This window comes from Mesorhizobium sp. A556 (assembly GCF_054489545.1).
The window spans coordinates 19693-32145 of sequence record NZ_JBTMXA010000011.1 but is presented as its reverse complement, the minus strand read 5'-3'; the positions used below and the strand labels follow the sequence as shown (position 1 = coordinate 32145).

The following is a 12453-nucleotide window of genomic DNA, read 5'->3' as shown; positions in this document are numbered from 1 at the left end:
ACCCTACCCGGCGTCCACCCATGCGCGGATGAGATGGTGGGCGATGGCGCCCGGCGGCGGCGTTATCAGGCCGCCGGCATGGGTGCGCGCCAGCATCGGGCGAACCTCGTCGCGAGAAAACCAGCGGCAGTCTTCCAGTTCGTTGAGATCCGCCTGGATGTCCTCGTTGATCGGCTCGCCGAAGCAGCCGATCATCAGCGAATAGGGGAACGGCCATGGCTGGCTGGCATGGTAGACGACGCGGCCCAGCCTGATCCCCGCCTCTTCCAGCGTCTCGCGCCGCACAGCGTCCTCGATGGTTTCGCCCGGCTCGATGAAGCCGGCCAGCGCCGAATACATGCCCGGCGCAAAGTGTGGGCCACGGCCAAGCAGGCATTTTTCGCGGGTTGCCGTCAGCATGATCGCCACCGGATCGGTGCGCGGAAAGTGTTCGGTGCCGCAGGCGGCGCATTTGCGCCGATAGCCGCCCGCCTTCATGGCGGTCTCCGCGCCGCATTTGCCGCAGAAACGGTGGCTGGCGTGCCAGGCGAGCATGGAAACGGCTTGCGCCAGCGCGCCGAGCCCCGCCTCGTCGATCAAGCCTTGCGTATAGACGGACCGGTAGTCAATCGCCTTGATCGTCTCCGGCAATAGTTCCGGCGCAAGCGCGGATGGCATGGCAAGCACAGGCGTGCCGTCCGCCATGCCGAGCAGGATCGCCTCGCTGAAGTTTTGCGCGCCAAGCGCTTTGCTTTCAGCGACACCGAACCAGCCGTCGAAATTCGCGCCGTCCATTTTCAGGAACAGCCTGCCGTCGCGGACCAGCAGCAACCTTGCCGAAGGGTCGGCCAGCGCGCGTTCGACGCCGTCGTCGGAGCGGTTTTCGGATTGGCGGTCCAGGCGGTTGCCGGCGAAGCCGACGAACTGGCTCGGTTCGCGCAAGGGCGCGTCAAACAGGCTGAAGACCATGGGCAGAACAGACTCGGGAGGGTAGGCTCGAAAAAACGGCGGATGGAATTTGGGCAGCCTCATAGCGCCGCCTTGATCGTTTCGGCAAACTTGCGCAACTCGTTGCCCCCGTAAGGTTCGCGCAGGCCATGGCCCCAGACCGGACCCGGCCAGCCGGGGTCGCCCTCGGAGCGGGCGATAACATGCACATGGAGCTGCCGCACGATATTGCCGAGCGCGCCGGTATTGATCTTACTGCAGCCGGTCGTCTTTTTCAGCGCCTGCGCCACCATATTGACCTCGAAGGTCAGCATGGTCTGGTCGAGCGGCGTCATTTCATGGATTTCTTCCGCGCCCGGCCGCTGCGGCACCAGCAACAGCCAGGGCCAGCGCCGATCGTTCATGACCCGCAATTCGCACAGGCCGAGCCACATCAATTGCTCGCTGTCCGCCTCCAGCCGGGCGTCGAGCGTGAATCCGGCCTGCAGGATCGGCATCATCGGCCTTTTTTCCTCGTTACGAATTCCTGGCTACGAAATTACGGCTGCGAATTATGGGCTGTACCTTCGGAAAGCTATTGCGCGTTCCCCGGCGCGGCAAGCGATTCGTTGGGCTTTGCGGCATGCCGGCAACGATTTCGCGCAACCCTTGCATTTCTTCTCCGAATTGCCGATATGGAGGTCGGGAGGTTGGTGGTGGACGAGCCACTCGCCAACCGGGTCAGGTCCGGAAGGAAGCAGCCCTAACGAGCCCGGAACGGGTCATTGTTCCAGCCTCCCACCTCTTCGCAATCCGCCGCTCCGGACAGCCGCCTTGTTGACGGAGCACCGGTACGCGGGCGAAACTCTGTTGTTGGAATCGGCAGCATAAAAGACGGCCGGGGAGCAAAACGGACGGATGAGCGAAGCCGGCAATAACGATACGGGTCCAAGCGAGATAGGCCCAGGCGAGGCAGGCCCAAGCGGGGTAGGCCCGAGCGAGGCAGGCAAGGCCACCGCCGCCTATCGGGTGCTGGCGCGAAAATATCGCCCTTCCAATTTCTCCGAACTGATCGGCCAGGAGCCGATGGTGCGAACGCTGACCAATGCGTTTTCCACAGGCCGCATCGCGCAGGCATGGATGCTGACCGGCGTGCGCGGCGTCGGCAAGACGACGACGGCGCGGATTCTGGCGCGCGCGCTGAACTACAAGACGCAAACCGCCAACCAGCCCACCGTCGATCTCGCCGTCCTTGGCGAGCATTGCCAGGCCATCATGGAAGGCCGCCATGTCGATGTCATCGAGATGGACGCCGCCTCGCATACCGGCATCGACGACATTCGCGACATCATCGAGCGCGTGCGCTACGCCCCCGTTTCGGCGCGCTACAAGGTCTATATCATCGACGAGGTCCACATGCTGTCCAACCAGGCCTTCAACGGCCTGCTGAAGACGCTGGAAGAGCCACCGCCGCACGTCAAATTCATCTTCGCCACCACCGAAATCAGGAAAGTCCCGATCACGGTGCTGTCGCGCTGCCAGCGCTTCGACCTGCGCCGCATCGATGCCGGCGCGCTGGTGGCGCATCTTGCCTCGATCTCGGCCAAGGAAGGCATCGCGGTCGACGACGAGGCGCTGGCGATGATCGCCCGCGCGGCGGAAGGTTCCGCACGCGATTCGCTTTCCATTCTCGACCAGGCGATCGCCCATGGCGGTGGCATGGTCGGGGCCGCCGAAGTGCGCGCCATGCTGGGCCTGGCCGACCGCACCCGTATCGTCGACCTGTTCGAACAGGTGATGCGGGGCGACGTGGCGGCGGCCCTTGCCGAGTTCCGCTCGCAATACGACACGGGCGCCGACCCGGCGACCGTGCTGACCGATCTTGCCGAGTTCAATCACCTCGTCACCCGCCTGCGGTTCGTGCCGGAGGCGCTCGATGACGCCTCGCTGTCGCAGGACGAGCGCAGCCGGGGCGCGGTTCTTGCCGGGACGCTGTCGGTCAGGGTGCTGTCGCGCACCTGGCAGATGCTGTTGAAGGGTATCCCCGAGGTCCAGAATTCCAGCCGGCCGGTAAGTGCTGCCGAAATGGTGCTGATTCGTCTGGCGCACGCCGCCGACCTGCCGACGCTGGACGAGGCGCTCAAATCGCTGGAAAGTGAAGCGGGTTCCGCCAGTGGCGAGGCCCGGCAAAATGGTGCGTCCAGCACGCCGGCTCCATCTGCCTCCGCACCTTCCGGCAATGGCGGGGCCAGCGCGGTCGCCCATGCGCGCATGCCGTCGAGCGGCAGCGGCGCGCAGGCGATGCGGCTGGTGGAAGCGGCACCTGCACCGGAACCGGTAGCGCCCGTCATTGTGCCCGAGCCTTCGCCGGAGGCGCCGCCTTCCGTTCAGGTAAAGTCGCTGGCCGACCTGGTGGCGCTCGCCGAGACGCATCGCGACCAGTTGCTCAAGGTCAATCTGAAGGCGCATGTGAGGCTTTTGAAGGCTTCTCCCGGCAGGCTGGACGTCGGCCTTACCGACGCGGCTCCGAAGACGCTGCTCGGTGAACTCAAGAGCAAGATAGAAACCTGGACCGGCCAACGCTGGATGGTTTCGCTTTCCAAGGACGAGGGTGGGCTAACACTCGCCGAGATGGAAGCAGCCAAGCGCGAAACCGCCTTTCTCGACGCGCGCAGCGATCCGGCCGTCGCGGCCGTTCTGGCGCGGTTTCCCGGCGCGAAAATCATCGACGTGCGCATTCCCGATGCGCCGGACGCTGACGGGATCGAGGCCGACCTGCCGGTGGAGCCGGTGGCCGGCGACGACGACTGACCGCAACGACAATAACCGGCAAAGGATCGCACCATGAAAGACCTTCTCGGCCTGATGGGCAAGGCAAAGGAAATGCAGGCCAAGTTCCAGGCCATGCAGGAAGAGATCGCCAGCGTCGAGGCTTCGGGGCAGGCTGGCGGCGGTCTTGTCCAAGTGACGCTTTCCGGCAAGTTCGACATGAAGGCGCTGAAGATCGATCCGTCGCTGTTCAAGGAAGACCAGGTCGAGATCCTCGAAGACCTGATTTTGGCCGCCCATAACGACGCCAAGGGCCGGATCGATCAGGTCATGCAGGAGAAGACCCAGGCGTTGACGGCCGGCCTTCCGATCCCGCCCGGAATGAAGCTGCCGTTCTGAAGTCCTGCCCCCAGTCACGCAATGTAACTGACCAAGGCGGAATGTTGATCGCATTCAAAGCCTTGGCTTGCGGTGTCAATCGTTCTTATTAAGGCGTTAGCCATCTTTTTGCCTGATATTGCCCCATTCTTGCCATGACGCGGGGGCGGGACAGCAGCAGAAGAGGCCAGTTTGTCGATTATCCAGAACCTGGTCGCTCTGCGATGGAAGATGCCTGCGCTGCTGGGCATCCTGATCTCCCCCTTGCTGCTGGCCGGCTGTAACCAGACCACGGGAAGCATTTCCGCCGCCAGCCTCACGCCGAGCTTCATGAGCACGCACGCCTACAGATACACTTCCAGGGACAAGGAATGCCTTGCGCGGGCGATGTTCTTTGAATCCAACCGCTCCAGCCGTGAAGGCATGGTCGCGGTGGGCACGGTGGTGATGAACCGGCTTCGGTCGGGCCGCCATGGCAATACGATCTGCGGCGTTGTCGGCGAACCGCGCCAGTTCGCGCCCGGCGTGCTGACGCGCAAGATGAATTCGAAGGCGATGCCGGACGTCGAGGCGGCCGCTCAGGCCGTTTTGAAGGGTGAGCGCGCGCCGAAACTGAAGAATGCCATGCATTTCCATACGGCGGGCCTGAAATTCCCCTACAAGAACATGCATTATATCGAGGTTGCCGGCGGCAATGCCTTCTACGAGAAGCGCGGCCGCAACTGGAAGCCGCTGCCGGACGAAGGCCTGTTTGCGATTGCCAGCGCAACACCGGCGAAAGATGCTCCCGCCAGCGCCGCAACGACCGCCCAACCGGAGGTGCTGCTGGCTTCGGCAGCGCCGGTCCCGACGCTCAAGACGACCGCGACGCCGGCTGCCAAGCCGCTGCCGGATAGCAAGACGCTCATCGCCATGCAGGAGCCCGACGCCGCGCGTTTCGGTTCGGCGCAGGACTTCGACACCGCGGCAACGCAGGCCCCCGTCATGGCCGCAGCCGCAACCCGCGACGTTTCGCAGCCGGTGCTGTCGTTTCAGTCGACGCCTGACGACACCAACGCCATCGGCGAACTGATCATGAGCCAGAGCCGGCCGATGACCGAATACTGACGGCGATTGCGCCGTCGCCCCCGCTGTTCGCATTTGGCGATTGGCTTTATATGGACGTCATGTCCAAGCGAATCGCCGGCCCCGAGATTGAGCGCCTGATCCAGCTTCTGGCCAAGGTGCCGGGGCTAGGGCCACGTTCGGCCCGCCGCGCCGCCCTCCACCTCATCAAGAAGAAGGAGCAGTTGCTCCAGCCCTTGGCGCAGGCCATGGCCGAGGCGGTCGACAAGGTGCGCATCTGTTCCACCTGCGGCAATGTCGATACTGCCGACCCCTGCATGATCTGCACCGATCCCCGCCGCGATCCCGCCGCCTTGATCGTGGTCGAGGATGTCGCCGATCTGTGGGCGCTGGAGCGCGCGACCGCCATGAACGTGCGCTACCATGTTCTGGGCGGAACCCTGTCGCCGCTCGACGGCATCGGCCCAGATCAACTGAACATCCGCTCGCTAGTCGACCGCGTCGCCGGCGGCGAAGTCAAGGAAGTGATCCTTGCCGTCAACGCCACCGTCGAGGGGCAGACCACAGCGCACTACGTGACCGACCAGCTTTCCGGGTTCGAGGTGAAGATCACGCGGCTGGCGCATGGCGTGCCGGTCGGCGGCGAACTCGACTATCTGGACGAGGGAACGCTGGTCGCCGCGCTGAAATCGCGGACGGTGTTTTGACATGGGTTGGATGCGTGGTGTGCTCGCCTTCGCCGCCCTCACTATGCTGCTGATATCTCTCGCGCCCGTCTCCGCTGCCCAAATCGACGACCAGTTCCAGGCATGGCTGCGAACCGATCTGTGGCCGCAGGCGAAGAGCCAGGGCATCTCCCAAAAAACCTTCGACGCGGCGTTTGCCGGGATAAAGCCCAATCTGAAGCTGCCCGATCTGGTCATGCCCGGCGAGAAACCAAAAACGCCGAAAAAGCAGCATCAGGCGGAGTTCGGTTCGCCGGGCAGCTATTTTGCCGAAAAGACCATTGGCGCGGTAAGTTCGGGCGGGCGGGCGCGCGCCTCGGCCAATGCCAGAACACTGGCGTCCGTCGAAAAGCGGTACGGCGTGCCGGGCGGCATCGTGCTGGCGATATGGGGGCGCGAAACCGGCTTCGGGGCGGCAAAACTTTCCTACGATGCCTTCGGCGTGCTTGGCACCAAGGCGTTCATGTCGACGCGCAAGGACATGTTCCGCACGGAACTGCTGGCTGCGCTCGAGATCGTCCAGAAGGGGCTGGTCCCCCGGGCTGCGATGAAATCCTCCTGGGCCGGCGCGCTCGGACAACCGCAATTCATGCCGACCTCCTTCCTCAAGCATGCGGTCGATTTCGACGGCGACGGGCACCCCGACATCTGGAATTCGACGCCGGATGTTCTTGCCTCCATCGCCCATTATCTGGCCGATTACGGCTGGCAGAAAGGCCGCGACTGGGGTTTTGAGGTGACCGTGCCGGCCAGCGTTTCCTGCTCGCTGGAAGGGCCGGATCGGGGCAAGAAGTTCGTCCAATGGGAAAAGCTCGGCATCAACCGCGTCAGCGCAAAGCCGTTTCCGGCAAGCGAGGCGCGGGCCGAAGGGTTTTTGCTGATGCCGGCCGGACGCGAAGGGCCGGCCTTCATCGTCACGCCGAATTTCTACGTGCTCAAGGAATACAATATGAGCGACCTCTATGCGCTGTTCATCGGCCATGGCGCCGACCGCATCGCCTATGGCGACAAGCGGTTTTCGGCGGGCTGGGGCGCGGTCGGCGGACTTTACCGCTCCGACATTGCCGCGATGCAGCGCGGGCTGGAGAAGCAGGGTTACGATGTCGGTTCCGCCGACGGGCTGCCCGGCTTCAAGACCCGGCGCTCGATTGGCGCCTGGCAGGAAAAGAACGGCCTTGCCGCCACCTGCTTTCCCGATGCGAAACTGGTGAAGGCGCTGCGCTAAATTAATTAAGCCGCCTTCGACAACGCCCCATGCGCTTCGGCCAGGATCTCGAACGATTTTACGCGCGCCGCATGGTCGGCTATCTGCGCGGTGACCATCAGTTCGTCGGCGCCCGTGCGGCGGATGAAGGCCTCGACGCCCTGCCGGACCGTTTCGGGCGAGCCGACAACGGCCTGCGAAAGCGCCTGGCCGAGCATGGTTTTCGCGACGGGATCGAGGGCCTGCTCGTAGCCTTCGATCGGCAAAGGCAGCGGCCCGGCGCGGCCGGTACGCAAATTGACGAAAGCCTGCTGCAGCGAGGTGAACAGCAACCTCGCCTCGGCATCGGTCGGTGCCGCAACGACATTAAGCCCCAGCATCACATAGGGCTTGTCGAGTTGCGGCGACGGCTGAAAGCGTGTCCGGTAGACGTCGAGGGCGTGATCCATTTCGGCCGGCGCGAAATGCGAGGCGAAAGCATAGGGCAGGCCGAGGATCGCGGCGAGCTGCGCGCCGTAAAGGCTGGAGCCGAGTATCCACACCGGCACCTGCTGGCCCTCGCCGGGCACGGCGCGGATGCGCTGGCCTTCCTCGGCGGGCTCAAAATAGCGCATCAGTTCGACCACGTCCTGCGGGAACGTATCGACGCCGGCCTCCATGTTGCGGCGAAGTGCGCGCGCCGTCAGCATGTCCGTGCCCGGTGCGCGGCCAAGCCCGAGATCGATGCGGCCCGGATGGAGCGCTGCCAGCGTGCCGAATTGTTCGGCGATGATCAGCGGCGCGTGGTTGGGCAGCATGATGCCGCCCGCGCCGACGCGAATGGTTTTTGTGCCGCCCGCAATATGCGCGATGACGACGGCGGTTGCGGCGCTGGCGATGCCCGGCATGTTGTGGTGCTCGGCCAGCCAGTAGCGCTTGTAGCCCAGCCGCTCGGCATGGCGGGCGAGGTCGAGCGAGTTGGCGAGCGACTGCGAGGCAGAACTGCCTTCGACGATGGGAGACAGATCGAGAACGGACAGAAGGGCCATGAGCGGGTATCCAGTGGGAAGAACAGCACCGGATATAGGGAGCCGCTCTCTCCGCCGCAAACGGCAGGAACCGGATGTCGACGCCCTTTCCACTCCAGCCGGCGAAATGCCGTTTGCCCCTCGCCGAAAATCCCGCTACACCGCCGCCGTTCTTCCATGCCGCCGGGACCCAAGCCGATGAACGACGTCGCCGCCACCGCCGAAATGCAGGCCGCGCTGCTCTCCGCGGCGCTGCCCTACATGCAGCGCTACGAGAACAAGACGGTGGTGGTGAAATATGGCGGGCACGCCATGGGCAATGCTGAACTGGGCAAGGCCTTTGCGCGCGATATCGCGCTGTTGAAGCAGTCCGGCGTCAACCCCATCGTCGTTCATGGCGGCGGGCCGCAGATCGGCGCCATGCTGGCCAAAATGGGCATCGAATCGAAGTTCGAGGGCGGCCTGCGCGTCACCGACGCCAAGACGGTCGAGATCGTCGAGATGGTTCTGGCCGGCTCCATCAACAAGGAGATCGTGGCGCTCATCAACGCCGAGGGCGAATGGGCGATCGGCCTGTGCGGCAAGGACGGCAATATGGTCTTTGCCGAAAAGGCGCGCAAGACCTTCACCGATCCCGACAGCAACATCGAGCGCGTGCTCGACCTTGGCTTCGTCGGCGAGCCGATCGAGGTCGACCGAACCTTGCTCGACCTCCTGGCGCGCTCGGAAATGATCCCGGTGATTGCACCCGTTGCACCTGGGCGCGACGGCCACACCTACAACATCAACGCGGACACCTTTGCCGGCGCGATTGCCGGCGCGCTCGGTGCGACGCGGCTTCTGTTCCTGACCGACGTGCCGGGCGTGCTCGACGCCGACAAGAAACTGATCGACGAACTGACGGTTGCGCAGGCGCGCGACCTCATCATCGACGGCACCATTTCAGGCGGCATGATCCCCAAGGTCGAGACCTGCATCGAGGCCATCGAGCGCGGCGTCGAGGGCGTCGTTATCCTGAACGGCAAGACGCCGCATTCGGTGCTGCTCGAACTGTTCACCGAGCACGGCGCGGGAACGCTGATCGTTCCGTAGCCCCGAGTATCAGGCTTGGGGACCTCACCACATCTCATGCCTGGCGTTGAGTTCTTTCAGAACCGGATGCTCGCGCAGCACGCGGCATAAGCGCTCGATATTCGGCCATGTCGCGCGGGCGCGCGCCGTCTCCGGGTGCCAGCAAAACAGCATCAGCAGATAGATATCGGCAATCGACAGGCGGTCGCCGACCAGCCATTCGCGACCGGCAAGGGCCGCATCGACCACGGCAAGACCCTGGTCCATCTCGACAACCGCCGCCTGCCGGACGGCTTTCTTGCCATCCGGATCGGTCGTGTAGCGGTGGGGGTAGTAGAAGCGCAAATCGGCGGGATAAAGCGACGACGCCATGAACGCCATCCAGCGCAGGAATTGGGCACGATCGGCGGAACCGGCCATCGGAGCCAGATCGGCTTCGGGGTGACGCTCGGCCAGCAGGATGCAGATCGCCGCCGATTCCGTTATCGAAATGCCATCGGGCAAGGTCAGCGCCGGAACCTTGTTCAGCGGGCTGACCGCGAGGAAAGCGGCCTCGGGCCGGTCGGTTTTCGCAACGTCGATCTGCTCGAAGGGCTCGCCGGCCAAAAGAAACGCCGCTTCCACGATAAAGCCGCCGCTGCCCGGCCGCGTATAGAGTGTGTACATCTGGTTTCTCCCGCCATGCCGGCCGGCGGCGATTTGACCATGCAAACGCCCCGCCGCTCAAGCGGCCAGCGACAAGGCCAGTGGGTTTTTCCTGCGGTCCAGGTCGATCTATCAGCTTTGCGGCGTCAGCCGCGCCCTGGTGCTGCGCGGCGTCGCCAGCAAAAGGTTGGTTTCGCTGCCGGTGACGCCCGGTATCAGTCGGACACGGCGCAGCACCGCGTCGAAATCGGTCAGCGTCGCGGTCGCCAGTTCGACCACCAGATCCCAGCGCCCATTGGTGGTGTGGATGGTCGAAACCTCGGCAAAGCCGCCCAGCGCCCGGATGGCCCGGTCGGCGGCGTGGCCTTCGATCTCGATCATCATGATGCCGCGAACCGGCAATTCGACCGCGTCGGCGCGCAGGATGACCGTGTAGCCGACGATCTCGCCGGCGCGTTCCAGCCGCTCGATACGCGAGCGCACCGTGGCGCGAGAAACATCGAGATGGATGGCGAGATCGGACACGGTACGGCGCGCATCGTGGCGCAGCAGCGTGATCAGCTTTTGGTCCAAGGAATCCATGATCTACCAATTCGAGAAACCTTACTGCCGTTTTGATAAGCCATTTCGTTTCATTTGCCAATTCATCCTGTTCAATCCGCCAGTCATTCAGGTTCTGATGGCGGAACGAATTTCGCTTGGGGAAATGGGATGCACTGCACGATACTGGGAGCGCCGGTTCAGGTCGGCTCCGGCCGGATGGGATGCGAGATGGGGCCGAGCGCGCTGCGCACGGCGGGCCTTGCTGGCGCCTTGACCGAACTTGGCCATACGCTGACCGATCTGGGCACGGTGACGCTGCCGGCCGTCAAGCCGGTCAGCCACGCCAACGCCGCGTTGAAGGCGCTGCCGGAAATCGTCGCCTGGACGGATGCGATCGCGCGGGCTTCCTACGAAGCCAGCGCCGACGCCATGCCGATTTTCCTCGGCGGCGACCATGCCATCTCCGCCGGCACGGTCACCGGCCTGTCGCGGCGGGCGGCGGAAGTCGGGCGGCCGCTATTCGTGCTGTGGCTCGACGCGCATCCCGATTTTCACACGCTCGACACCACGACCAGCGGCAATCTGCACGGCGTGCCGCTTGCCTATGCCAGCGGCCAGAAGGGGTTTGCGGGCTATTTCCCCGACCTTGCAGCCGCCGTCTCGCCGGAACGCATCTGCGTGCTCGGCGTGCGCAGCGTCGATCCGGCCGAACGCTCAGCGCTGAATGCCGCCGGCGTCACCGTGCACGACATGCGCGCCATTGATGAGCACGGCATCGCGCCGCTGCTTCGCGAATTCCTGGAGCGCGTGGCGCGCGAGGGCGGCATGCTGCATGTCAGCCTCGATGTCGACTTTCTCGATCCGTCGATAGCGCCTGCCGTCGGCACCACCGTTCCGGGCGGCGCCACCATCCGCGAGGCGCATCTGGTGATGGAGATGCTGCACGACAGCGGCCTCGTCACCAGCCTCGATCTCGTAGAACTGAACCCGTTTCTCGATGAGCGCGGGCGCACGGCAACCCTCATGGTCGATTTGACGGCAAGCCTGATGGGCCGCCGCATCATGGACCGCCCGACACGGAGCTATGGAGCATGACCGCCAAACTGAACGTCGTTCCCTTCGTCAGCGTCGATTCGATGATGAAGCTGGTGCTGGCCATCGGCGTCGAGCGCTTCCTGACTGAACTGGCGGCCTATGTCGAAGAAGATTTCCGGCGTTGGGAACTGTTCGACAAGACGCCGCGCGTCGCCTCGCACAGCGCCGACGGCGTCATCGAACTGATGCCGACCAGCGACGGCCAGCTTTACGGCTTCAAATATGTCAACGGCCACCCCAAGAACATGCGCGAAGGCCGCCAGACGGTCACCGCCTTCGGCATGCTGGCCGATGTCGGCAACGGCTATCCGATGCTGTTGACCGAGATGACCATCCTGACCGCCCTGCGCACCGCCGCCACCTCGGCGGTTGCCGCCAAATATCTGGCGCCGAAGGATGCCGACACGATGGCGATCATCGGCAATGGCGCGCAATCGGAATTCCAGGCCGTCGCCTTCAAGGCGCTGCTCGGCGTCGACAAGCTACGGCTTTTCGATATCGACCGTTCGGCGTCGGAGAAATGCGCGAAAAACCTTGCCGGCATGGGCTTCGACATTACCATCTGCCACTCCGGCCAGGACGCGGTCGAGGGTGCGCAGATCATCACCACGGTCACCGCCGACAAGCAGTATGCGACCATCCTGACGGACAACATGGTGGGCCGTGGCGTCCATATCAACGCGGTCGGCGGCGACTGCCCCGGCAAGACCGAACTGCACCGCGATATCCTGCTGCGCTCGGGCATCTTTGTCGAATACCCGCCGCAAACCCGCATCGAGGGCGAGATCCAGGCGCTCGCGCCGGACCATCCGGTCACCGAATTATGGGAGGTCATGGTCGGCAGCGCGACGGGGCGCACGGATGCTGCCCAGATCACGCTGTTCGATTCGGTCGGCTTCGCCATCGAGGATTTTTCGGCGCTGCGCTATGTGCGCGACCAGCTTGTGGCGACCGGTCTTTTCGAGGAACTGGATTTGCTCGCCGACCCGGACGAGCCGCGCGACCTGTTCGGCATGCTGCTGCGCGCCGCCAAGGCGAACTGAAG

At 64.2% G+C, this 12453-nt stretch carries 13 protein-coding genes and 1 other RNA gene; 9 read left to right on the top strand and 5 right to left on the bottom strand.

The genetic code is table 11. From position 1 onward, the window contains the following. Positions 1-3: 3 nt before the first annotated feature. The gene (nudC, locus tag ACX3P0_RS19265) at positions 4-948 is read right to left on the bottom strand and encodes an NAD(+) diphosphatase (RefSeq protein ID WP_459091183.1); all 945 of its coding nucleotides are present in this window, start codon (positions 946-948) and stop codon (positions 4-6) included. Positions 949-1007: 59 nt separating this feature from the next. Then, positions 1008-1427: an HIT family protein gene (locus ACX3P0_RS19260; RefSeq protein WP_459080831.1), complete on the bottom strand. Its 420-nt coding sequence runs from the start codon at positions 1425-1427 to the stop codon at positions 1008-1010. A 184-nt stretch (positions 1428-1611) separates the two neighbouring features. Here ACX3P0_RS19260 and ffs point away from each other — a divergent pair. The 6 genes from ffs to ACX3P0_RS19230 all read left to right on the top strand — a co-directional run bounded on the left by ffs (position 1612) and on the right by ACX3P0_RS19230 (position 7068). Beyond that, an RNA gene (gene ffs, locus ACX3P0_RS19255) (signal recognition particle sRNA small type) lies at positions 1612-1708 on the top strand. Positions 1709-1824: 116 nt separating this feature from the next. Beyond that, positions 1825-3717 carry a DNA polymerase III subunit gamma/tau gene (locus tag ACX3P0_RS19250; protein WP_459091003.1) on the top strand — a complete coding sequence of 631 codons (1893 nt, stop codon included), beginning with the start codon at positions 1825-1827 and terminating at the stop codon, positions 3715-3717. Between the two features lie 33 nt (positions 3718-3750). Beyond that, a complete protein-coding gene (locus ACX3P0_RS19245; protein ID WP_459080833.1) occupies positions 3751-4074 on the top strand; it encodes a YbaB/EbfC family nucleoid-associated protein in 324 nt (107 codons plus the stop codon). 210 nt (positions 4075-4284) lie between these two features. After that, positions 4285-5160, top strand: coding sequence for a cell wall hydrolase (locus ACX3P0_RS19240; RefSeq protein ID WP_459091001.1), 876 nt, complete (start codon positions 4285-4287; stop codon positions 5158-5160). 59 nt (positions 5161-5219) lie between these two features. Then, on the top strand, positions 5220-5825 hold the full coding sequence (recR, locus tag ACX3P0_RS19235; protein WP_459090999.1) for a recombination mediator RecR: 606 nt from the start codon (positions 5220-5222) through the stop codon (positions 5823-5825). 10 nt (positions 5826-5835) lie between these two features. Beyond that, entirely contained in the window at positions 5836-7068 is a 1233-nt protein-coding gene (locus ACX3P0_RS19230; RefSeq protein WP_459091181.1) for a lytic murein transglycosylase, read from the top strand. Between the two features lie 5 nt (positions 7069-7073). Here the strand turns inward: ACX3P0_RS19230 and ACX3P0_RS19225 are convergent, their stop codons facing one another. Beyond that, the gene (locus ACX3P0_RS19225; protein WP_459080836.1) at positions 7074-8075 is read right to left on the bottom strand and encodes an LLM class flavin-dependent oxidoreductase; all 1002 of its coding nucleotides are present in this window, start codon (positions 8073-8075) and stop codon (positions 7074-7076) included. Between the two features lie 177 nt (positions 8076-8252). Between ACX3P0_RS19225 and argB the strand changes: the two genes are divergently transcribed. Then, positions 8253-9146 carry an acetylglutamate kinase gene (argB, locus tag ACX3P0_RS19220; RefSeq protein ID WP_459090997.1) on the top strand — a complete coding sequence of 298 codons (894 nt, stop codon included), beginning with the start codon at positions 8253-8255 and terminating at the stop codon, positions 9144-9146. A gap of 24 nt (positions 9147-9170) precedes the next feature. On the opposite strand, the gene ACX3P0_RS19215 is transcribed toward argB, so the two are convergent. Both ACX3P0_RS19215 and ACX3P0_RS19210 read right to left on the bottom strand, forming a co-directional pair. Next, complete coding sequence (locus ACX3P0_RS19215) at positions 9171-9791, bottom strand: glutathione S-transferase family protein (RefSeq protein ID WP_459090995.1); 621 nt, start codon at positions 9789-9791, stop codon at positions 9171-9173. Positions 9792-9902: 111 nt separating this feature from the next. Beyond that, positions 9903-10352: an Lrp/AsnC family transcriptional regulator gene (locus ACX3P0_RS19210; RefSeq protein ID WP_459080840.1), complete on the bottom strand. Its 450-nt coding sequence runs from the start codon at positions 10350-10352 to the stop codon at positions 9903-9905. Between the two features lie 129 nt (positions 10353-10481). On the opposite strand from ACX3P0_RS19210, the gene rocF reads away from it, so the two are divergent. Together rocF and ACX3P0_RS19200 are read left to right on the top strand one after the other, a co-directional pair. Continuing rightward, a complete protein-coding gene (gene rocF, locus ACX3P0_RS19205; RefSeq protein ID WP_459090993.1) occupies positions 10482-11408 on the top strand; it encodes an arginase in 927 nt (308 codons plus the stop codon). Further along, positions 11405-12451, top strand: a complete 1047-nt coding sequence (locus ACX3P0_RS19200; protein ID WP_459090991.1) for an ornithine cyclodeaminase — start codon at positions 11405-11407, stop codon at positions 12449-12451. Before rocF ends, ACX3P0_RS19200 begins: the two co-directional genes overlap by 4 nt. Positions 12452-12453: the final 2 nt, after the last annotated feature.